This window comes from Mesorhizobium sp. XAP4 (assembly GCF_029269325.1).
In the GTDB taxonomy this organism is placed as follows: Bacteria; Pseudomonadota; Alphaproteobacteria; order Rhizobiales; family Rhizobiaceae; genus Mesorhizobium; species Mesorhizobium ciceri.
This window is the reverse complement of the sequence record NZ_JARIXW010000006.1, coordinates 225628-245893: the sequence shown is the minus strand read 5'-3', so window position 1 is coordinate 245893 and position 20266 is coordinate 225628. Positions and strand designations below refer to the sequence as shown.

The following is a 20266-nucleotide window of genomic DNA, read 5'->3' as shown; positions in this document are numbered from 1 at the left end:
TCAGGCACCTTTCCCCTTGACCGCTTCCATGCCGACCGATCGCGGACTGAACGAGGCAAACAGCGCCTGGATGTAGGGCCGGAACATGTGCTCGAGGGCACCGGCAAACAGGATCACCAGGCCTTGAATGATGACGATCATGTCGCGGCTGATTGCCGGCATCTCGAAGGCGAGTTCGGCGCCGCCCTGGTAGAGCATGCCGAACAGGACCGCCGCCAATACGATGCCGACAGGGTGCAGGCGGCCCATCAGCGCCACGGCGATGCCGACGAAGCCGGCGCCGGAAACGAAGTCGATGGCGACATTGTGCTGATCGCCCATCACCGGATTGAGCGCCATCATGCCGGCCAGTGCGCCCGAGATCATCATGGCGGTGATGATGATGCGGGTTTCGGAAATGCCGGCATAGCGTGCCGCCTTCGGGCTGTGACCGTAGGTGCGCATCTCGTAGCCGAGCTTGGTGCGCCAGATCAGCAGCCAGACCAGGAAGGCCATGACCAGCGCCAGCAGGAAGGTGACGTTGAGCGGCGCCGAACGGATCTTGGCGCCGAACAGCTCGATGATCCAGTTGAGTTTGGGCAGTTCCGCGCCGGCGAGGAAGTTGCGCGTCTGCGGCGCTTGCGAGGCGGCTGGCTTCAACGGGCCGACCAGCAGGTAAACCATGATCGAGGCGGCGATGAAGTTGAACATGATGGTGGTGATGACGATGTGCGAGCCGCGCTTGGCCTGCAGATAGGCCGGGATAAGCGCCCACAATGCGCCCACCGCCGCCGCAGCAATGATCGCCAGCGGGAAGGTCAGCCACCACGGCAGTGTACTGTCGAAGCTCAGGCAGACGATGGCGATGCCAAGGCCGGCGATGTAGGCCTGCCCCTCGGTGCCGATGTTGAACAGGCCGCAATGCGCGGCAACCGCCACCGAAAGCCCGGTGAAGATGAAGGTGGTGGCATAAAACAGGGTGAAGGCGATGCCAGTGCCTTTGCCGAAGGCGCCTTCGACCAGGATGACGGCGGCGCGCAACGGATTCTCGCCGACCAGAAGCACGACGAAGCCGGCGACGACGAAGGCGACGAACAGATTGATCAGCGGGATCAGGCCATAGTCGGCCCAGGCCGGTAGTTTGGCGTAAGGCGTGCTCAAAGTGCTGCCTCCTGGTGCTCGATGCCGGCCATCAGCAGGCCGAGCTCGCCTTCGGTCGCTTCGGAGCCGCGCTCGCCGACGATGCGGCCGGCAAACATCACCAGGATACGGTCGGACAGCGAACGGATCTCGTCCAGCTCGACCGACACCACCAGCACCGCCTTGCCCTGATCGCGCATGGCGATCAGGCGCTTGTGGATGAACTCGATGGCGCCGACATCGACGCCGCGTGTCGGCTGGCCGACGATCAGCACGCCCGGGTCCTGTTCCATCTCCCGTGCCAGCACGATCTTCTGCTGGTTGCCGCCGGAGAAATTGGCGGTCTTCAGCCGGCAGTCGGCCGGGCGGATGTCGTATTTGGCGATCTTGTCCCTGGCATCGTTGCGGATGGCATCGATGTTGAGGAACGGCCCCTTCAAATAGCGGGGATCATCGTGATAGCCGAGGATCGAATTCTCGTTCTCCTCGAAGGCCAGCACCAGCCCGACGTGATGGCGGTCCTCCGGCACATGCGCCAGGCCACGGTCGCGCAACTCTCCGGGGTCGGCGGCACCGGTCAGGTCGATCGGCTTGCCATCCAGCATGACCGAGCCGGAAACGGCACGCCTGATGCCGGAAATCGCCTCGAGCAGTTCGGATTGTCCGTTGCCGGCGACACCGGCGATGCCGACGATCTCGCCGGCCCTGATATCGAAGGAGATGTCGTCGACCATGGTGACGCCGCGCGTATCCCTGACCGTCAGGTTCTTGACTGCGAGCTTGACGGCGCCGGCCTCTGCCTCGCCCTTCTCGACCCGCAAGAGCACGCGCCGGCCGACCATCAGCTCGGCCAGTTCCTCGACAGTCGTCTTCCTGGTCTCGCGCGTCGCCACCATCGTGCCCTGGCGCATGACCGACACCGTGTCGGTGATGGCCATGATCTCGCGCAATTTGTGGGTGATCAGCACCACCGTCTTGCCCTGGTCCTTCAACTGCCGAAGGATGCGGAACAGATGGTCGGCCTCGGCCGGCGTCAAAACGCCCGTCGGTTCGTCGAGGATCAGGATCTCGGCGCCGCGATAGAGCGCCTTCAGGATCTCGACACGCTGCTGCAGGCCGACCGGCAGTTCCTCGATGATTGCATCGGGATCGACTTCCAGCCCGTATTCACGCTCCAGCCGCTCCAGTTCGGAGCGCGCCTTGGCGATGCTCTTCTTCAAGAGCGCATCGCTTTCGGCGCCGAGGATGACGTTCTCCAGCACCGTGAAATTGTCGACCAGCATGAAGTGCTGATGCACCATGCCGATGCCGAGCGCGATGGCGTCATTGGGGGTCTTGATCGAAGCCGGCTGGCCGCCAACGCGGATCTCGCCGCTGTCGGCCTGGTAGAAGCCGTAGAGGATCGACATCAGCGTCGACTTGCCAGCGCCGTTCTCGCCGACAATGCCGTGGATCGTGCCGCGACCGATCTCAAGATTGATGTCCCGGTTGGCGCGCACCGCACCAAAACTCTTGTTGATGCCGATCAACTCGATTGCGGCTTGCGCCATGCAGCCTGTCCCACTCTTATTTTTTTATCGCTTGGTCAAAACGCCTAGCATGACGCTCCGCCCGTGCCAATTGGCGGAGCAGGTTCACTCTCGACAAATCCCGGTGCGCTTGTCAATTTGCAACGTGGCCGGGGCCTTCACATTCGCTAGTATGACGAAGCCGAAATTCGCATTGCGGCGCAAGACATCGCGGCGCAAGACATCGCGGTGAAGACTGGGGAATTCACATGACCATACCCGCCGACCGGCTGACGACGCTGGAAATCCGCGCCGCCGAGCAGGAGAAGACCATCGAGGAACTGTCCGGCCAGATCGCCGAGCAGTGGAAAGTGATCGAGCGCATGCAGCGCAAGCTCGACGCGCTGACGGATCGTTTCCTGGCGCTGGAGGAGCAGACGGGAGATGAAGTGCCTGTAACCAAGCCGCCGCACTGGTGAGGAAAAAGGGAAGGGCGCACGCCATGGCCAGTGAAAGCGATCGCATTGCACGGGCCAGCGACTATGTGCGTGGCCTGATGAACGATGCGGAGCGCGAACGGGCCGAACGTGATCTGGAGATCGACCCGGCCTTCCGCGACGAGGTCGTGCGACTTGCCGAGCGCATGCACGTCTTCGACCGTGCCGAACCGGGGGATGGCGAAGAGCGCTGGAAGCAGATCACGCAGCGCATTGGCGAGCTGCCGCAGATGCGTAGTTCTGGCCTGAGCGACGCCAGGCCGCCAACCGTGATCCGAAGCCTGTCGCAGCGGCCATACGGCGTCGGCGTCCACGCGCTGGGCGGCCGGCGTGGATTTGTGGTTGCCGCCGGACTGATGGTGGCGTTCGCGCTCGGTTGTCTCGTCGCGAAGCTGCTATAGGCGAGGCCGGCGAGACATCAGAGCCATCGTCTCGCCGTCCGAACTGCATATCTCAACGATGTTCCAGCCGAGGGCCGCGTAGAAACCACGCGCATCCCATGTGTAGAGATAGAGCATCTCGACGCCCCGTGACGCCGCATGGGCTTCCGTTGCCTTGACCAGCGCGGTGGCGATGCCTTGGCGTCGATACCTTGCATCGACAACCAACCCGGCCAGCCATGGCGTCAGATCATGCGCGGGCTCCAGTTCGTGGCGGACCAGCAGGCATGTCCCGACCGGGGTGTCGCCGATCCGGGCCACGAATGCCGCCTCGAAACCGTCACCGGCGATCAAGTCGCGAAGCCCTGCCGCATCTTCCCCGAGAGTCCTTCCGGTTCCCTCGAAAAAGGCAGACAGGCGCAGTTGCGCGACCGCTGCTACGTCGTGCTCGCCCATGGGTCCGATCGTCGGCTGCATCTGTATCTCGAAACGGTGTCCGGCACGGAGCGAAGGTTTCGCTCGATCCGGTAAAGGCAAAACCGCCGGGCTGGCGCCCGGCGGTTTGCAGATCATGGCTGTATGTTCGTGCCGCTCAATAGGGGCAGGCGTTGTCAGTCGTATAGTCGTGTACTTCGACCTTGCCGGCAATGATGTCGGCCTTGGCCTTTTCGACGGCCGCCTTCATCTCGTCCGTCACCAGCGCCTTGTTGTTGTCGTCCATGGCGTAGTCGACGCCGCCTTCCTTGAGGCCGAGATTCTCGACGCCGCCCTTGAAGGTGCCGTTCTTGCCGTCCATGAAGGCGGTGTAGACGGCGACGTCGACGCGCTTCAGCATCGAGGTCAGCACCTTGCCGGGCTGCAGGCCGTTCTGGTTGGAATCGACGCCGATGCCGAGCTTGCCGGCATCTGCCGCCGCCTGCAGCACGCCGACGCCGGTGCCGCCTGCCGCGGCATAGACCACGTCGGAGCCCTGGTCGATCTGCGTCTTGGCGATCTCGCCGCCCTTGGCCGGATCGTTCCAGGCAGCCGGCGTGTCACCCGTCATGTTCTGGATGACATCGGTCGCGCCGGCCGATTTGGCACCGCCGACATAGCCGCATTCGAACTTGCGGATCAGCGGGATGTCCATGCCGCCGACGAAGGAGACCTTCTTCGACTTCGAGGCCATCGCCGCCATGATGCCGACGAGATAGGAGCCTTCGTTTTCCTTGAATACCAGCGAGCGGACATTGGGCATGTCGACGGCGTCGTCGATGATGGCGAAGTTGAGATCGGGATATTCGGCCGCGACCTTCTTCAGCGCATCCTCCCAGGCGAAGCCGGCCATGACGATCGGGTTGTGGCCGTCCTCGGCGAAGCGGCGCAGCGCCTGCTCACGCTGCGAGGCATTGGAGACCTCGAATTCGACGTAGGCCGTGCCGGTTTCCGTCTTGAATTTCTCGGCGCCGTGATAGGCAGCCTCGTTGAAGGATTTATCGAATTTGCCGCCGAGATCATAGAGGATGGCCGGCTGGACATCCGCGGCGAAAGCCGGAAGAACCATTGCGGTTGCGGCCAGGAGGCCGAGAACGATACGTTTCATGTGATCCACACCCTGTCGGTTATTTTTTCCGTTACGCACCGCATGCCGGCCCGGTTCTCCGGCAGGCATGCGACGTCAGCCAGGAGTGTATTCCCTCCCGCTCGGCGGCAATCTGGCATGGCCCGAAACAAAATTCACGCGGAATTTTGACCTTTTGGAAAAGCTTGGTGCGGGCAAGCCGCACCGCAGCTTGTCCTTGCGCCAAGTGTCAGGCGGAGGCGGCGGCAGGGATGGCGCAAGCGACACCGGTGCCTTTGAGGTTGCATGTGCCGTAAGGGTTCTTCGCCAGATATTGCTGGTGATCGGCTTCGGCGAAGTAGAATTCGGCCGCCGGGGCGATCTCGGTGGTGATCCTGCCGTGGCCGGCACCGCGCAGCGAGGTCTCATACGCATCGCGCGAGGCGCTCGCCGCCAACAGTTGCGCCTCGTCGCTCGTGTAGATCGCTGAACGATAGGCGGTGCCGGCATCATTGCCCTGGCGCATGCCCTGCGTGGGATCGTGGCTTTCCCAGAACAGCTTCAGAAGCCCAGCATAGGAGACGATCCCGGGGTCATGGACCACCAGCACCGCTTCGGCATGACCGGTTAGCCCGGTGCAGGTCTCCTGATAGGTCGGATTGGGCGTGAAGCCGCCGGCATAGCCGGCCGCGGTGACCCAGACGCCTTCGATCTGCCAGAACAGCCGCTCCGCAGCCCAGAAGCAGCCGAGCCCGAACATGGCCGTCTCCAGCCCCTCGGGATAAGGACCCTTGAGCGGTCTTTTCAAGACCTTGTGCCTGGATGCGGTCGGGATCGCCCTGGCGCGGCCCGGCAGGGCCTCGGAGGGCTTCGGCAGATTGAGCTTCTTGTTCAGCATGTCGCTGAGAAAGAACATGCGCGGGTTTCCCTCTCTTCGCGGAAAGCGGATCAGTTTGCGACGAACTGTCCGGCGCGACGTTGCCGCCTGTAGCCTATCGCATAGAGCAGGAAAGCCAGCACCGCGAACACGGCGAAGCCCGGCTGGTTCAGCACCCAGGCGATGGCGCCATCCCACAGCAGCGGGCTGGTCTTGGTTCGGATGAAGGTCTCGAAGGCGGCCCGCGTGTCGGGCGAGACCGCCAGCCAACTGCTGTTGAGCGGGGTCAGCACCAGCACGGAGGCCGCCACTGTGCGTGTCGCGTCGAGCACCGCCATGATGACGGAAATCGACAGCGCGATCATTGCGGCAAGACGAAAGACGAAGCGAAACATCAGAACCCTCCTCCGGGCTGGTCCTCTCCCGAGGGGCTTTTCAGAGATAGAATGCGCATGGCTGGATCGCAATCGCCATACGCGAATTTGCAGACTCCAAACTCAGGTCAACGGAGGGCCGGACGACAGTCGGTCGGGTCGCTTTTCATTGACATGTGAGGGCAGCTATGCTGATAGTTTCGGTATGGCGTTGACTTGCGCCGATGACCCGCCGCACAGGCGGGTTTTTGCGTTTGGTGGTCGCAAGCCGACTTGCCGGCGAAGTCTCCAAAGACCGTGTGAACCCGGATTTGTTGCCCGCGCGAATTATGCGGCCGGCTTCCTTTTGTGCCGGTGGATACGCCAGACAGCAAAAACGCCGCCGCCGATGGCGCCGATCACCAGACCGGCCAGGCCGGTGAACACGGCGAAATAGCCGCAGGCGCCCTCGAAACAGCTCATCTCGGTGGCATCGGCGATCAGCGAGCCGATGGCGAATCCGCCCACGGCGCCGATGACCGCGCCCAGGACGATGCCGAGCAGCGCGGTGATGACCGAGACGAAGGCCGATGGGCTCGCGGTTTTCGGATTGACATAAACGGCATCGGCTTCGGATCCATGGCGCAGCAGATAGATGCAGAGCGCGCCGATGGCGATTTCGGCGCCGGTGATGACAAGCGCCTGGCCCGAGAAGACGAATCCCGGCACCGTAGGGGCATAGGCATGGATGACCAGCAGCCCGACGATTATGGCAATCTGCCAGATCGTGAACTGGCGCGGGAAGCGGGCCGAGCGGCCGAAGGCGAGGCCGAGCAGGTAAAGCCCCCATAGGATGGTGACGATGTCGACGACGAGCCCGCCATAGATAAGGTAAAGCACGCTGTCTGGCAGGCCGGTGGCGCCGACCGCGGGCCAGACGGAGATCAGGCCGTAGACTGACCACGCCATGACGAAGACAAGCCAGCCCACCGGCACGAAGGACAGCCCGCTGTCCGGCCGCCTGACTGGCGTCTGTCCATTGCTCGATGTCATGTCCGCACAATGCCCCCGCAAAGCCTCGGCACCCGACAGGCAACTCCGGGGGAAGTCAAGGGCGGCCGTCCCTGCGGTCCTGCCTGTGCACACCATTGCAGCGGCGGCGCCCGCAAAAACGGGCATGCCGGCGGCCTCGTGAAAGACTGTGTGGCCGGCAAAGCGAATAGACTGCCGTTATGGCTTGGCATTCGCCGTCGGATCGACTAGATGAGCCCCGCGCCTGTTGCTTCGACGGCTCAGGTGCAGGGGAAGGCGTTTGCTGGTTGGCGACGCCGATGGCGGAAGTTCCGTCTTGCCCCAAGGGAGGTGCATCTCCCCAACCCGCGCGGCAAAACCGGCCGACGCGACATGCATGGACGGAGAGGTGGCCGAGTGGTTGAAGGCGCACGCCTGGAAAGTGTGTTTACGGGAGACCGTAACGCGGGTTCGAATCCCGCTCTCTCCGCCATCCTGCTTCGCTCTACGAGCTTCGCAGGACAAGCCCGAGCCTTTGCGCGAAGCAGGGCGGTAAACATCCCGCCGCGCTCTGCCCTTGAAACCTGTCAATCACAGGAGATGGCATGCCGAACGATGTAATCGTGCGCGACAGCAATGGCGCTCAATTGAATGACGGCGATTCCGTCACGCTGATCAAGGACCTCAAAGTCAAAGGCACTTCGGAAACGATCAAGCGCGGCACGTTGGTGAAGGCTATCCGCCTGAACGGCAATCCCGGCGAGATCGAATGCAACACCAAGCAAGTGAAAGGCCTGGTGCTCAAGACCGAGTTCGTGAAGAAGGCGTGAGCCTCAGGGCGGCAAGCGATCTCGATGGCTCCTTCGGGATTTTGGAGAGCCTGCCGTCGCCAAGTGGAAGCGGAGCCGTTGAGCGTCCGGCACACGATCGTTGCGCTGCGAAATTGATAATTTCGCCGACCAGGCACAATCAAAAACCGCCAAGACCCAAGTCTGGAACCTCCGGCCTCATTGCGCGTTTCAGGGCGTCCCGTTCGCGGACCCGCCGGATATCTCTCCAAGCGCGCAAAAAAACCAGGAGCCCGCTTCATGCACGACAAGCTGTTTCATTCCCCGGTCGCACTCTCGGTCGGCCTTGGCTTCAAACGCGAGATTGCGTCGCTGGCCGAAATGCACGACTTCCTCACCAATTGGACGACCTCCCGCCGCGGCCCGCTCTACCGCAACGCGGTGGAAGCATGTGAACTCGCCATCCCAGGCTATGTGACCATCGAGCAGGCCCGCCACGCGCTCGTCCAGTTTGCGCAAGCTTCTTGTATCCTGTGGCCGGACCTCGAGCCGGTGGCGGGCGTGCACGCCGTTGCGCGTGGCTATGGCGGCTACGCCGCCTGAAGATCGATACCCTCCGTGGCGGCTAAAGCCACACCACCATAGAAGGCCCGGCTGGCCCCAGCCGGGCTTTCCCGTTTCCGGCAGTTCGCAAGGAAATCGCAATCCTGTGGCTGGCCGCGTGTCTTGCGCGACAATCCCTGCGTGTCGGGAAGAGCCCGCGCTAAAATCTTTATGAAATTCCTATTTCTTTCCACTGCGCCCCGTCTCGAACCTTTATGGCGATCGGGTCCATATTCCCTTCAGAAAACACAACCGGTTTCGTCGCCAAAGATGCGACGGGACACTTTCGATATTGCGAACTCTCCTGTCAAGTTCGCAAAGTACAAAAGAACAAAAGGAATAAAAACAATGGATATGGCCGTTATCGGGATCGGAATTTTGTTCTTCACCCTTTGTTTCGCCTACATCAAAGTTTGCGACGCGCTCTAGAGCGAGGCTGAGAAAATGATCGTCGACTATATTCTCGGTGGCGGCGTTACGCTGTTCCTGCTCGCCTATCTGACCTACGCGCTCGTTCGTCCAGAACGCTTCTGAAGGCACGGAAAGCCACAGCCATGACACTGAACGGTTGGATACAGATCCTGGTCTATTGCGGGATCGTGATATTGCTGGTGAAGCCGCTCGGCGGCTACATGCACCGCGTCTTCAACGGCGACCGGACGCTGCTCTCGCCCGTCTTTGGCCCGCTCGAGCGCGGGCTGTACCGTGTTTGCGGAACCAGCGAACGCGAGGAACAGCACTGGACCACCTATGCGGTCGCCCTGCTGCTCTTCAACCTTGCCGGCTTCTTGGTGCTCTACGCCCTGCAGCGCCTGCAGGGCAGCCTGCCCTATAACCCGGCCGGCATGACAGCGGTCGAGCCTGGGCTCGCCTTCAACACCGCCGCCAGCTTCATGACCAACACCAACTGGCAGAACTATGGTGGCGAGAGCACGATGTCCTATCTCGTGCAGATGGCCGGGCTGACGGTGCAGAACTTCGTTTCGGCGGCCACGGGCATTGCCATCGCCATCGCGCTGATCCGCGGCTTTGCCCGGGCTTCGGGCAAGTCGATCGGCAATTTCTGGGTCGATATGACCCGCTCCACACTCTATTTGCTGCTGCCGTTCTGCGTCGTCCTGACGCTGGCCTATGTCTGGCTCGGCATGCCGCAGACGCTCGGCGCCTATGTCAACGCCACGACGCTCGAAGGCGCGCAGCAGACCATCGCCGTCGGCCCGGTCGCTTCGCAGGTGGCCATCAAGATGCTCGGCACCAATGGCGGCGGCTTCTTCAACGCCAATGCCGCGCACCCGTTCGAGAACCCCGACGCGATCTCCAACCTGATCCAGATGGTGTCGATCTTCGCCATCGGCGCCGCCTTGACCAATGTCTTCGGCCGCATGATCGGCAACCAGCGCCAGGGCTGGGCGATCCTCTCGGCCATGGGCGTCATGTTCATCGCCGGTGTCGCCATCTGCTACTGGGCGGAAGCCGCCGGCAACCCGCTGGTGCATGCGCTGGGCATCGACGGCGGCAACATGGAGGGCAAGGAGACACGTTTCGGCATCGCCTTGTCGGCGCTGTTTGCCGTCATCACCACGGCCGCTTCCTGCGGCGCCGTCAACGCCATGCACGGCTCGTTCACGGCGCTCGGCGGCATGATCCCGATCATCAACATGCAGCTTGGCGAAGTCATCGTCGGCGGTGTCGGCGCGGGCCTCTACGGCATCCTGATGTACATCGTCGTCGCCGTCTTCGTCGCCGGCCTGATGGTCGGTCGCACGCCCGAATATCTCGGCAAGAAGATCGAGGCCAAGGAGGTCAAGATGGCGATGCTGGCCATACTGTGCCTGCCGCTGGCGATGCTGATCTTCACGGCCATCGCCGTCGTGCTGCCGACCGGCGTGGCGTCGATGGGCAATGCCGGCCCGCATGGCTTCTCCGAGGTCCTCTATGCCTACACGTCGGCGGCGGCCAACAACGGTTCGGCCTTTGGCGGCCTCAGCGGCAACACGCCCTGGTACAACATCACCATCGGCATCGGCATGCTGATGGGCCGCTTCCTGGTCATCATCCCGGCGCTGGCCATTGCCGGCTCGCTGGTGGCGAAGAAAACGGTTCCGGCCTCCGCCGGCACCTTCCCGACCGACGGCCCGCTGTTCGTCGGGCTGCTGATCGGCGTCATCCTGATCGTCGGTGGCCTCACCTTCTTCCCCGCGCTCGCCGTCGGGCCGATCATCGAGCACCTGGCGATGGCTCACGGGCAGACCTTCTGAGGCCGCCATGTCGTGGTTCAATGCCATGCGCCGCAAGGTCGCCCACAGGGACGATCACGGAAAGGAGGAGGGACCTCCTCCTTTCCCGACCCTGTCGACGTTTCTCGGCCTTGCGGCAGTCATGCTCGTCCTCTGGCTGCTGGCCTACGGGCCGCCCCATCTCTTTTCGGCATCCGATCATCCGGTGCCGTCCAACAACACCGAAGCCGGAGCTTCAAAATGAGCAACTCGAAATCAGCCAGCATCATGGATGCCGGCATCCTGCTTCCCGCCATCGGCGGCGCCTTCCGCAAGCTCGACCCGCGCACGCTGGCCAGGAACCCGGTGATGTTCGTCGTTGCCGTCGTCTCGGCGCTCACCACGGTGCTGTTCGTCAAGGACCTGGTCTCCGGCGGCGGCAATCTCGGCTTCACGCTGCAGATCATCATCTGGCTTTGGTTCACCGTGCTGTTCGCCAACTTCGCCGAAGCGGTCGCAGAAGGCCGCGGCAAGGCGCAGGCGGATTCGCTGCGCAAGGCACGCACCGAGACCAAGGCCAAGCTTTTGACCGGTGAAGACCGCACCAAATACAAACTTGTGCCCGGCACCAGCCTCAAGGTCGGCGATGCCGTGCTGGTCGAGGCCGGCGACATCATCCCGTCCGACGGCGAAGTGATCGAAGGCGTCGCTTCGGTCAACGAGGCCGCGATCACGGGCGAATCCGCGCCGGTGATCCGCGAATCCGGCGGCGATCGTTCGGCGGTCACCGGCGGCACGCAGGTGCTGTCCGACTGGGTTCGCGTGCGCATCACGGCGGCTTCCGGCCACACCTTCCTCGACCGCATGATCTCGCTGGTCGAAGGTGCGGAGCGCCAGAAGACGCCGAACGAGATCGCCCTCAACATCCTGCTCGTCGGCATGACGCTGATCTTCGTGCTGGCCACCGCGACGATCCCGAGTTTTGCTTCCTATTCGGGCGGCTACATTTCGGTGACCGTTCTGGTGGCGCTGTTCGTCACCTTGATCCCGACCACGATCGGGGCGCTGCTTTCGGCCATCGGCATCGCCGGCATGGACCGTCTGGTGCGATTCAACGTGCTGGCCATGTCGGGTCGCGCCGTGGAAGCCGCAGGCGACGTCGACACGCTGCTGCTCGACAAGACCGGCACGATCACGCTCGGCAACCGCCAGGCGACGCAGTTCCGCCCGGTCAAGGGCGTCACCGAACAGGAACTGGCCGACGCGGCCCAGCTTGCCTCGCTCGCCGACGAAACGCCGGAAGGCCGCTCCATCGTCGTGCTGGCCAAGGAGAAATACGCCATCCGCGCCCGCGACATGGCAACGCTGCACGCCACCTTCGTGCCCTTCACAGCACAGACCCGTATGAGCGGCGTCGACATCGATGGTTCGTCGGTGCGCAAGGGCGCCGTGGATTCCGTGCTTGCCCATGTCAACCAATCGACGGTCGCAGCCCATGCCACGCGGCCCGGCAGCGATACCGTCAGGGATCTCCAGGCCATCGCGGACGAGATCGCCAAGTCCGGCGGCACGCCGCTGGCGGTCGAACGCGACGGCCGCCTGCTCGGCGTCATCCACCTCAAGGACATCGTCAAGGGCGGTATCAGGGAGCGCTTCACCGAACTGCGCCGCATGGGAATCCGCACGGTGATGATCACCGGCGACAACCCGATGACGGCGGCGGCCATCGCTGCGGAAGCCGGCGTCGACGACTTCCTCGCCCAGGCCACACCGGAGGACAAGCTGAAGCTGATCCGCGACGAACAGGCCAAGGGCAAGCTGGTTGCCATGTGCGGCGACGGCACCAACGATGCGCCGGCCCTCGCGCAAGCCGATGTCGGTGTCGCCATGAACACCGGCACGGTCGCCGCCCGCGAGGCCGGCAACATGATCGATCTCGACAGCGATCCGACCAAGCTCATCGAGATCGTCGAGATCGGCAAGGCGCTCTTGATGACGCGGGGCTCGCTGACGACCTTCTCGATCGCCAACGACGTCGCCAAGTATTTCGCCATCATCCCGGCGATGTTCGCCGTCTTCTACGTCGCACCGGGACAGACGACCGGTCCGCTGCAGGCACTCAACGTCATGCATCTGGCGACGCCACAGAGTGCCATCCTGTCGGCCATCATCTTCAACGCGCTGATCATCATCGCGCTGATCCCGCTGTCGCTGAAGGGCGTCAAATATCGGGCCATCGGCGCCGGCGCGCTGCTCAGCCGCAATCTTCTCGTCTACGGCCTCGGCGGCCTCATCGTGCCTTTCGTCGGCATCAAGGCGATCGACATGATCGTCACCGCGCTTGGCCTCGCTTAACTCTTTGTTTTAACGCAATTCCCTAGGGAAAACCGCTTCACACTTTTCCTGGAATTGCTTTGAGGAACATCTCCATGCTCACCCAGATAAGACCCGCGATCATCATGATCGTCTTCTTCACGGTCCTGACCGGCCTGATCTATCCCCTGGGCATGACCGGCATCGCCCAGGCGCTGTTTCCGCGGCAGGCCAATGGCAGCCTGGTCGAGAGGAACGGCAAGATCATCGGCTCCGAATTGATCGGCCAGGGGTTTGCCAGCGACAAGTATTTCCACGGCCGCCCCTCGGCTGCCGGCGACGGCTACAATGCAGCCGCCTCGAGCGGCAGCAATCTCGGTCCGACCAATCCCAAGCTGATCGATCGTATCAAGGGCGACGCCGAGAAGTTGAAAGCGGAAAAGCCGAACCAGCCTGTGCCGATGGACCTGGTGACGACGTCCGGCAGTGGCCTCGATCCCGACATCAGCCCGGAAGCCGCCTACTTCCAGGTCGCCCGGGTGGCCAAGGCCAGGGGCATCGAGGAAGCCAGGGTCAAGGCGCTTGTCGATGCCCAAGTCGAGGGCAGGGAACTCGGCTTCATGGGCGAGCCTGTGGTCAATGTGCTTGGCCTCAACCTTGCGCTGGACGTAGCGAAAGAGTGAATGGCGGCGGCCGGGGATCGACAGTACCCCCGGCGCCATCCATGATCGATCCCGATGCCTGACGACAGAAGCAGCGACACCAGACCCTCGCCCGACGCACTGCTTGACCATGCCGAGCGGGAGGGTCGCGGCCGCCTAAGAATTTTCCTCGGCGCGGCACCCGGCGTCGGCAAAACCTATGAGATGCTGATGTCGGGCCGCGCCAGGCTGGCCGACGGCGTCGATGTGGTGATCGGCGTCGTCGAGACGCATGGCCGCAAGGAGACGCTGGCCCTGGTCGAGGGCTATGAGGTCATTCCCCGCCGCAAGGTCGACTACAAAGGGCGCATCCTCGACGAGATGGATATCGATGCCATCCTCGCCCGGCGCCCGGCGCTGGTTCTTGTCGACGAACTCGCCCACACCAATGCGCCCGGCAGCCGCCATCCCAAGCGCTATCTCGACGTCCAGGAGATCCTGACGCACGGCATCGACGTCTATACGACGCTCAACATCCAGCATGTCGAAAGCCTGAACGACGTCGTCGCCCAGATCACCAAGGTCAGGGTTCGCGAGACGGTTCCCGATTCCATCATCGACCAGGCCGACGATGTCGAGATCATCGATCTCACCCCCGACGACCTGATCAAGCGGCTCGAGGAAGGCAAGGTCTATTTCCCCAACACCGCGCAGCGCGCAATCGAGAACTATTTCTCGCCGGGCAACCTGACGGCGCTCAGGGAACTGGCGCTGCGCCGCACCGCGCAGCGTGTCGACGACCAGTTGCTCATCCATATGCAGGCGCACGCCATTCCCGGACCGTGGGCGGCAGGCGAAAGGGTCCTCGTCTGCCTCGACGCGCAACCTGGAGGAGCGGCCCGCGTGCGCTATGCACGCAGGCTGGCCGACCGGCTGCGTGCGCCGTGGACGGCGCTGCACGTCGACAGCACGCGCTCGGCCAGCATGCCCGAGGATGACAAGGACCGGCTGGCGACGAACCTGCGCCTTGCCCAGCAGCTTGGCGCCGAGGTGACGACCATTCCGGGTCAGAATGTGGCGCAGGACATCGTGCGTTATGCGACGGCGAACAATTTTACCCATATCGTCGTCGGCAGGCCGACCCGGTCGCGCTGGCGCGAATTGATCGAAGGCTCGCTCACCTACGATCTCATCCGCAATGCCGGCGATATCAGCGTCCATGTCATTTCGGGAAGCGAACGCGGCACCGAGGCGGCGTCGCGGAGCGTCAAGGCGGCCGACGAGCAGTGGCAGTTCGAAATCTGGCCCTATCTCAAGGCGACGGCCTTTGTCATCGGCTCGCTCGCCTTCGCCGTCCTTCTCGATCAGTTTCTCGACGTTCGCAATCTGGCGATCATTCTGCTCATCGGGGTGCTGGCATCGGCGGTGACCGGCGGCCTGTGGCCGGCTCTGTATGCTTGTTTCGTCAGCGCCCTTGCTTTCAATTATTTCTTCCTGGAGCCGCGCTATACGCTGACGATCAGGGATCCGGAGAGCATCGTCGCGCTTGGCGTCTTTCTCGTCGTTGCGGTCATTGCCAGCAATCTGACGGCGCGCGTGCAGCGCCAGGCGGTCGCCGCCCGCTCGCGGGCGCGGGCGACCGAGGACATCTACCTCTTTTCGAAGAAGCTCGCCGGCGCCGGGACGCTGGACGACGTCCTCTGGGCCACCGCCTTCCAGATCGCCTCGATGCTGAAGCTGCGCGTGGTGCTGCTTTTGCCGGAAGACGGGACGATCACCGTCAAGGCCGGCTATCCGCCTGATGACACGCTGGCCGAAGCCGACATCGCCGCCGCCCGCTGGGCCTGGGAGCACAATCGTGCCGCGGGTCGCGGCGCCGACACGCTTCCGGGCGCCAAGCGCCTCTATCTGCCCTTGCGGACAGGACGCACGCCCATCGGCGTCGTCGGCCTCGACAACGACAAGCAGGGACCGTTGCTGACGCCCGAGCAGCAGCGGCTTCTCGACGCACTGGCCGACCAGGCGGCAGTCGCCATCGAGCGTATCCAACTGGTCGCCGACGTCGACCGGGCCAAGCTCGCCGCCGAGGCGGACAGGCTGCGCTCGGCGCTGCTCACCTCCATTTCCCATGATCTGAAGACGCCGCTCGCCGCCATCATGGGCGCCGCCGGCACGCTGCGGGATTTTTCAGCAGCACTTCCCGAACCGGATCGGGCCGAACTGCTGTCGACGGTGCTCGACGAATCCGAGCGGTTGAACCGCTTCATCGCCAATCTGCTCGACATGACCAAGATCGAGTCCGGCGCGATGGAGCCGAACTACGCCTTTCACTATGTCGGCGACATCGTCGGCTCTGCCCTGCAAAGGGCCAGGAAAATCATCGGCGAGCACAAGATCGAGACGGACATCCCCAGGGATTTGCCGATGTTGAAGGTCGACCCGGTGCTGTTCGAGCAAGCGTTGTTCAATCTTCTCGACAATGCGGCGAAATATGCCCCGGCCGGCTCGACGATCCGCGTCCAGGGCTGGACCGACAATGGCTCCGTCCTGCTGCAGATCATGGATGAAGGGCCGGGCATTCCTCCCGGCGATCTGGAACGGATTTTCGACACCTTCTACCGGGTGCGCAAGCGCGACCAGATCCGCGCCGGCACCGGGCTCGGCCTGTCGATCTGCCGCGGCTTCATCGAGGCGATGGGTGGCACGATCACGGCGGCAAACCGCACCGACGGTTCGGGCGCGGTCTTCACCATCAAAATGCCCAAGCCGGCAAATCCGCCCAACTTCGACGCTTCGAATACCGACGATGTGGGTGACCTGGCATGACAAACTCGAACGTCAGGATACTGGTCGTCGATGACGAGCCGCCGATCCGCAAGCTGCTGCGCGTCGGCCTCGGCAGCCAGGGCTACGCGATCAGCGAGGCGCCGAATGCCAGGGCGGCCATCGAGCTGATGGAGGCGGAGAAGCCGGACCTCGTCTTGCTCGACCTTGGCCTGCCCGGCATGAGCGGCCATGAGTTGCTGCGCAAATGGCGCGACGACGGCCTCGACATTCCGGTGGTCATCCTGTCCAGCCGGACCGACGAGGCCGGTATCGTCCAGGCCCTGGAGCTCGGCGCGGACGACTATGTCACCAAACCCTTCGGCATGAACGAACTGGTCGCACGCATCCGCGTGGCGCTCCGCCACAAGTTCCAGCAACAGGGAGAGAAGCCGATTTTCCAGACCGGCGATCTCAGCGTCGATCTGGTCAAGCGCATCGTCAAGGTCGAGGGCAAGGAGGTAAAGCTGTCGCCGAAGGAATACGACATCCTGCGCATGCTGGTGCAGCACGCCGGCAAGGTGCTGACCCACCATTTCCTGTTGAAGCAGGTCTGGGGCGACTCGACCGACGTGCAGTATCTCAGGGTCTATGTGCGGCAGCTCAGGCAGAAGATCGAGAAGAGCCCCGACCAGCCGCGCTACATCACCACCGAGACCGGCGTCGGCTACCGCCTGCGCGAGGTCGAATGAGCGGGTTGGGCGCTTCTAGCCAGTAGCTTCCAGCTGCTGGCCAAGCGGCCTGGAAACCCGCAAGGCCGCCAGGCAGCCGACAATGCCGAGCGGGACGAAGGCAAGAAACAGCCAGGACGCGACATTCGCCGCCGCGTCGTGGTTCAAACCTTGCGAAAAGCCGCTGGCATTGGCGATGATGCCGGCAAGGGCTGCACCCACGGCGTAGCCGATGCGCTGCATGGTCGGCACCGCCGCCGAGGCGATGGTCTGCTCGCCCTCCGGGGCGGAGGCGACGATGACGCGTGTCAGGAACGGCCAGGCGATGCCGTAGCCGCCGCCTTGCAACAGGGCGCAGATCAGGATGAGCGGGATGGAGCCCAGGGGTATCGTGTAGGCAAAGCCGGCGATGCCGGCCGCGATCATCACCGCGCCGCCAATGATGATCAGCCGCTCGCGCCGCGGCGGCGCGTTGGCGACCAGGATCGACAGGATCGACCAGGCGATCGATTCGGCGGCGATGATGTAGCCGGTGGTCAGCAGCGGAATGTCGTGAAGGCTGGTCAGCAGCAGCGGCCCGTAGACGCCGAAGGAACAGGTGGCCACCGAAAAGGCGGCAACCATGGTCATGCCGGCGCCGACCGGCGTGTGCCATGAGAACAGCCGCGCCGGGAACAGCCGCGAAAGCGGCTTCAGCGCGTCGATGGTGAAGAACAGCAGCAGGCCGATGAGGCCGAAGGCCATCAGCAGCGAAGAGCGCAGCAAGGCGATGTCGACGCCGGCCGAGGCGATCAGCACCACGGCAACGGTAAGGCAGGCAAGGGCCGCGAACGGGAAGGGCGGCGCCCCGCCTGCGCTCGCCTTCGGCCTCGTCGCCTCCGGCGTGTCGAGCACGATGAAACTTGCCAGCGCCATGGCTGCGCCGCCGAGGGTGAAGATGCCGAAGGCCCAGCGCCATGACAAAAGCTCGGTCATGATCGCGCCGAGCAATGGTCCGCTGAAGGCGGCGACGCCCCAGATCGCCGACATGATGCCGAAAAGCTGCGGCCAGATGGCGCGCGAGAACAGTCGTTCGACCGAGACGAAGGCCAGCGACACCAGCGCACCGCCGCCAAGTCCTTCGATCAGGCGGCCGGCGAGGAACAGTTGCATGGAAGGCGAGGTGGCGCAGATCAGGGCGCCTGCTGCGTAGAGCAGGGCTGCGACCACCATGTTGGTGCGCAAGGGGACATAACTCACCAGCCGTCCGGCGGCCGCGCCGGCAACGATGGCACCGAGTTCGTAGATCGCCAGCGACCAGCCGACGAGCTGCACGCCCGCCAGTTCGCCGACCATGGCCGGCATCACCGTTGCCACCATCGTCTCGTTGGTGGCGTGCAACAGGATGCCGAGGCTGATGAAGCAGAAGCGCGCCAGGTCGCCGCTTGCCCATAATCCGCGCCAGTCGACCTTGTTTGTGCTGATCCCGGTCATTTCCACCCCTGTCTTGCATATCTCGACGCCAGCGCAGGACGCCAGAAGCCAGTACGGCTTTCCGGCAGGACCATGCGGTTCGACAGCGCCGGATCGGGCGCCGCATCGAGGCGTTGTTGCGTTCGGGGCAGGCTTGTAAAACCTCAACCGGGGTTGAGCTCAAGCGGTTTTTTGAGGACCGTTCGCGCGGCAGCCTTTCCGATTGGCGGGTTCGTTGCGCGATCAGTTCTCGGTGCTGCGCAGCTGGAACTGGCTGACGCCGATCGCGAGGTTCATGCCGGTCTGCGTCTGCAAGCTGAGCGGCTGCAAGGTGAAGGCCTGAGCGGAGCCGCCGACCAGGAGATTGGCGCCGGCGCCGACGGCGGCCGTCACCTCGGCGCTGGCGCCGATGTAGTCGCCGGCCAGCGCACCCGGCGCGTAGATGTTCTTCAGCGGCGTCAGCACGATCCACTGCATGACCGTCTGCTTCGTCGTGCCGATGTCGAGGCCGTATTTGTTGACGGCGCCGAAATAGGCTTCCGGCGCGAAGCTCTTGTCGGCGGGGTTGAAGGTGCAGCTCAGATCCTTGCTCGAGCCGAAGATGAAGCCGGTGCCGCCGCCAATGGCACAGTCAAGCGTGCCGAGTTCTACGCCACCGTCCTGCGCCTGCGCTGCTCCGACAAACACGGTAGCGAATATGGCAGCAGCAATGGCTGTCTTCAGCATGATGGTCCCTCAAAAATCAACGGCGCGGAACCATCCTATCTGGTTCCGCGCCGCGGGGTGAGGGGTCATGGAGCGCACGGCTCCATGCGATCACTTGAATGAATGGATCAGCTGGAGCGAGGTCACGGCCACGGCAAGGTTGACGCCGGTCTGCGCCTGGACGCTGAGCGGCTCCAGCATGAAGGCGCTGTCCAGGCCGCCAACCAGCAGATTGGCGCCGCCGCCGGTCACCACGCTCGCCTCGGCGTTGACGCCGTAATAGCTGCCGGCGAGATCGCCTCCGTCACGGTCCCGGGTCGCAGCCAGCACGGCCCAAACGAGCTGGCCCTGATGCGTCTGGCCGACATCGAGGCCGATCTTGGAGATGACGCCTGTGTAAACCTCGGACGGCCCGTGATGATGAGGCCGGAAGACACAGGAGACGCCCTTGTTGGAAGCGACGATATAAGCGGTGCCGCCGTCGATGGTGCAATCGAGCGTGCCGAGTTGCAGCTTGCCGGCGCTGGCTGGAGTCACCGCGAACATCGTCGTGGCGAGGGCAGCGGCGCAGGCGAGTTTCTTGATCATGGGAGGGTCCTTTCGCAAATTGCTTTTCGATAACGGCTTGGGAGGCCAGACCGTTCCGCTGAAAACTTGGCGCGATCAAGGCAGGGGCCGAAAGCCTCCTGCCGGGGTTAATGCGCGGTTGCGAAGTGCGTCTTTTCGGACACGCCAAGGATCCCGCGGCATTTGGATGTCACGCGGATTT

General features: G+C 63.6%; 21 protein-coding genes and 1 tRNA gene. 12 read left to right on the top strand and 10 right to left on the bottom strand.

The window, feature by feature from the left end:
- Together P3C39_RS25060 and P3C39_RS25055 are read right to left on the bottom strand one after the other, a co-directional pair.
- Positions 1 to 1140 (bottom strand): ABC transporter permease, encoded by a 1140-nt coding sequence (locus P3C39_RS25060; RefSeq protein ID WP_024502793.1) that lies wholly within the window; start codon positions 1138 to 1140, stop codon positions 1 to 3.
- Positions 1137 to 2669, bottom strand: a complete 1533-nt coding sequence (locus tag P3C39_RS25055; protein ID WP_013529633.1) for an ABC transporter ATP-binding protein — start codon at positions 2667 to 2669, stop codon at positions 1137 to 1139. Before P3C39_RS25055 ends, P3C39_RS25060 begins: the two co-directional genes overlap by 4 nt.
- A 227-nt stretch (positions 2670 to 2896) precedes the next feature.
- On the opposite strand from P3C39_RS25055, the gene P3C39_RS25050 reads away from it, so the two are divergent.
- A complete protein-coding gene (locus P3C39_RS25050; RefSeq protein WP_013529634.1) occupies positions 2897 to 3106 on the top strand; it encodes a SlyX family protein in 210 nt (69 codons plus the stop codon).
- Positions 3107 to 3129: 23 nt separating this feature from the next.
- Positions 3130 to 3525: a hypothetical protein gene (locus P3C39_RS25045; protein WP_013529635.1), complete on the top strand. Its 396-nt coding sequence runs from the start codon at positions 3130 to 3132 to the stop codon at positions 3523 to 3525.
- On the opposite strand, the gene P3C39_RS25040 is transcribed toward P3C39_RS25045, so the two are convergent.
- The 5 genes from P3C39_RS25040 to P3C39_RS25020 form a co-directional block, all read right to left on the bottom strand.
- Complete coding sequence (locus P3C39_RS25040) at positions 3520 to 3981, bottom strand: GNAT family N-acetyltransferase (protein ID WP_013529636.1); 462 nt, start codon at positions 3979 to 3981, stop codon at positions 3520 to 3522. The genes P3C39_RS25045 and P3C39_RS25040 overlap by 6 nt on opposite strands.
- Positions 3982 to 4096: 115 nt before the next feature.
- The gene (locus P3C39_RS25035) at positions 4097 to 5086 is read right to left on the bottom strand and encodes a BMP family ABC transporter substrate-binding protein (protein WP_024502791.1); all 990 of its coding nucleotides are present in this window, start codon (positions 5084 to 5086) and stop codon (positions 4097 to 4099) included.
- A 208-nt stretch (positions 5087 to 5294) separates the two neighbouring features.
- Complete coding sequence (msrA, locus tag P3C39_RS25030) at positions 5295 to 5960, bottom strand: peptide-methionine (S)-S-oxide reductase MsrA (RefSeq protein WP_275954497.1); 666 nt, start codon at positions 5958 to 5960, stop codon at positions 5295 to 5297.
- A gap of 32 nt (positions 5961 to 5992) precedes the next feature.
- Positions 5993 to 6316, bottom strand: coding sequence for a hypothetical protein (locus tag P3C39_RS25025; RefSeq protein WP_024502789.1), 324 nt, complete (start codon positions 6314 to 6316; stop codon positions 5993 to 5995).
- Positions 6317 to 6622: 306 nt separating this feature from the next.
- A complete protein-coding gene (locus P3C39_RS25020) occupies positions 6623 to 7327 on the bottom strand; it encodes a hypothetical protein (RefSeq protein ID WP_245459032.1) in 705 nt (234 codons plus the stop codon).
- 361 nt (positions 7328 to 7688) lie between these two features.
- Between P3C39_RS25020 and P3C39_RS25015 the strand changes: the two genes are divergently transcribed.
- From P3C39_RS25015 to P3C39_RS24970, 10 genes are all read left to right on the top strand, one after another.
- A tRNA-Ser gene (locus P3C39_RS25015) sits at positions 7689 to 7778 on the top strand.
- A 112-nt stretch (positions 7779 to 7890) separates the two neighbouring features.
- Positions 7891 to 8115 carry an alkylphosphonate utilization protein gene (locus P3C39_RS25010; protein WP_013529641.1) on the top strand — a complete coding sequence of 75 codons (225 nt, stop codon included), beginning with the start codon at positions 7891 to 7893 and terminating at the stop codon, positions 8113 to 8115.
- 258 nt (positions 8116 to 8373) lie between these two features.
- Positions 8374 to 8676, top strand: coding sequence for a DUF982 domain-containing protein (locus P3C39_RS25005; RefSeq protein ID WP_013529642.1), 303 nt, complete (start codon positions 8374 to 8376; stop codon positions 8674 to 8676).
- Positions 8677 to 9120: 444 nt separating this feature from the next.
- Complete coding sequence (locus P3C39_RS25000; RefSeq protein WP_032808122.1) at positions 9121 to 9210, top strand: K(+)-transporting ATPase subunit F; 90 nt, start codon at positions 9121 to 9123, stop codon at positions 9208 to 9210.
- A 20-nt stretch (positions 9211 to 9230) separates the two neighbouring features.
- Positions 9231 to 10934 carry a potassium-transporting ATPase subunit KdpA gene (gene kdpA, locus P3C39_RS24995; RefSeq protein ID WP_064995589.1) on the top strand — a complete coding sequence of 568 codons (1704 nt, stop codon included), beginning with the start codon at positions 9231 to 9233 and terminating at the stop codon, positions 10932 to 10934.
- A gap of 25 nt (positions 10935 to 10959) precedes the next feature.
- On the top strand, positions 10960 to 11157 hold the full coding sequence (locus P3C39_RS24990) for a hypothetical protein (protein WP_224621338.1): 198 nt from the start codon (positions 10960 to 10962) through the stop codon (positions 11155 to 11157).
- The gene (gene kdpB / locus P3C39_RS24985; RefSeq protein ID WP_024502785.1) at positions 11154 to 13247 is read left to right on the top strand and encodes a potassium-transporting ATPase subunit KdpB; all 2094 of its coding nucleotides are present in this window, start codon (positions 11154 to 11156) and stop codon (positions 13245 to 13247) included. The genes P3C39_RS24990 and kdpB overlap by 4 nt, the downstream gene beginning before the upstream one ends.
- 74 nt (positions 13248 to 13321) lie before the next feature.
- A complete protein-coding gene (kdpC, locus tag P3C39_RS24980; protein WP_275954496.1) occupies positions 13322 to 13888 on the top strand; it encodes a potassium-transporting ATPase subunit KdpC in 567 nt (188 codons plus the stop codon).
- A 54-nt stretch (positions 13889 to 13942) separates the two neighbouring features.
- Positions 13943 to 16672 carry a sensor histidine kinase KdpD gene (locus P3C39_RS24975; protein ID WP_275954495.1) on the top strand — a complete coding sequence of 910 codons (2730 nt, stop codon included), beginning with the start codon at positions 13943 to 13945 and terminating at the stop codon, positions 16670 to 16672.
- On the top strand, positions 16669 to 17361 hold the full coding sequence (locus P3C39_RS24970; RefSeq protein WP_013529648.1) for a response regulator transcription factor: 693 nt from the start codon (positions 16669 to 16671) through the stop codon (positions 17359 to 17361). Before P3C39_RS24975 ends, P3C39_RS24970 begins: the two co-directional genes overlap by 4 nt.
- Positions 17362 to 17376: 15 nt before the next feature.
- On the opposite strand, the gene P3C39_RS24965 is transcribed toward P3C39_RS24970, so the two are convergent.
- The 3 genes from P3C39_RS24965 to P3C39_RS24955 form a co-directional block, all read right to left on the bottom strand.
- On the bottom strand, positions 17377 to 18813 hold the full coding sequence (locus P3C39_RS24965) for an MFS transporter (RefSeq protein ID WP_275954494.1): 1437 nt from the start codon (positions 18811 to 18813) through the stop codon (positions 17377 to 17379).
- A gap of 222 nt (positions 18814 to 19035) precedes the next feature.
- Positions 19036 to 19518 (bottom strand): DUF992 domain-containing protein, encoded by a 483-nt coding sequence (locus P3C39_RS24960; protein WP_024502782.1) that lies wholly within the window; start codon positions 19516 to 19518, stop codon positions 19036 to 19038.
- Between the two features lie 90 nt (positions 19519 to 19608).
- Positions 19609 to 20085: a DUF992 domain-containing protein gene (locus tag P3C39_RS24955; RefSeq protein WP_275954493.1), complete on the bottom strand. Its 477-nt coding sequence runs from the start codon at positions 20083 to 20085 to the stop codon at positions 19609 to 19611.
- Positions 20086 to 20266: the final 181 nt, after the last annotated feature.

Bases quoted from the DNA above. Each gene is read 5' to 3' on its own strand.
- P3C39_RS25055 (WP_013529633.1), bottom strand. From the start codon at position 2,669: ATGGCGCAAGCCGCAATCGAGTTGATCGGCATCAACAAGAGTTTTGGT.
- P3C39_RS25050 (WP_013529634.1), top strand. From the start codon at position 2,897: ATGACCATACCCGCCGACCGGCTGACGACGCTGGAAATCCGCGCCGCC.
- P3C39_RS25045 (WP_013529635.1), top strand. From the start codon at position 3,130: ATGGCCAGTGAAAGCGATCGCATTGCACGGGCCAGCGACTATGTGCGT.
- P3C39_RS25040 (WP_013529636.1), bottom strand. From the start codon at position 3,981: ATGCAGCCGACGATCGGACCCATGGGCGAGCACGACGTAGCAGCGGTC.
- P3C39_RS25035 (WP_024502791.1), bottom strand. From the start codon at position 5,086: ATGAAACGTATCGTTCTCGGCCTCCTGGCCGCAACCGCAATGGTTCTT.
- msrA (WP_275954497.1), bottom strand. From the start codon at position 5,960: ATGTTCTTTCTCAGCGACATGCTGAACAAGAAGCTCAATCTGCCGAAG.
- P3C39_RS25025 (WP_024502789.1), bottom strand. From the start codon at position 6,316: ATGTTTCGCTTCGTCTTTCGTCTTGCCGCAATGATCGCGCTGTCGATT.
- P3C39_RS25020 (WP_245459032.1), bottom strand. From the start codon at position 7,327: ATGACATCGAGCAATGGACAGACGCCAGTCAGGCGGCCGGACAGCGGG.
- P3C39_RS25010 (WP_013529641.1), top strand. From the start codon at position 7,891: ATGCCGAACGATGTAATCGTGCGCGACAGCAATGGCGCTCAATTGAAT.
- P3C39_RS25005 (WP_013529642.1), top strand. From the start codon at position 8,374: ATGCACGACAAGCTGTTTCATTCCCCGGTCGCACTCTCGGTCGGCCTT.
- P3C39_RS25000 (WP_032808122.1), top strand. From the start codon at position 9,121: ATGATCGTCGACTATATTCTCGGTGGCGGCGTTACGCTGTTCCTGCTC.
- kdpA (WP_064995589.1), top strand. From the start codon at position 9,231: ATGACACTGAACGGTTGGATACAGATCCTGGTCTATTGCGGGATCGTG.
- P3C39_RS24990 (WP_224621338.1), top strand. From the start codon at position 10,960: ATGCGCCGCAAGGTCGCCCACAGGGACGATCACGGAAAGGAGGAGGGA.
- kdpB (WP_024502785.1), top strand. From the start codon at position 11,154: ATGAGCAACTCGAAATCAGCCAGCATCATGGATGCCGGCATCCTGCTT.
- kdpC (WP_275954496.1), top strand. From the start codon at position 13,322: ATGCTCACCCAGATAAGACCCGCGATCATCATGATCGTCTTCTTCACG.
- P3C39_RS24975 (WP_275954495.1), top strand. From the start codon at position 13,943: ATGCCTGACGACAGAAGCAGCGACACCAGACCCTCGCCCGACGCACTG.
- P3C39_RS24970 (WP_013529648.1), top strand. From the start codon at position 16,669: ATGACAAACTCGAACGTCAGGATACTGGTCGTCGATGACGAGCCGCCG.
- P3C39_RS24965 (WP_275954494.1), bottom strand. From the start codon at position 18,813: ATGACCGGGATCAGCACAAACAAGGTCGACTGGCGCGGATTATGGGCA.
- P3C39_RS24960 (WP_024502782.1), bottom strand. From the start codon at position 19,518: ATGCTGAAGACAGCCATTGCTGCTGCCATATTCGCTACCGTGTTTGTC.
- P3C39_RS24955 (WP_275954493.1), bottom strand. From the start codon at position 20,085: ATGATCAAGAAACTCGCCTGCGCCGCTGCCCTCGCCACGACGATGTTC.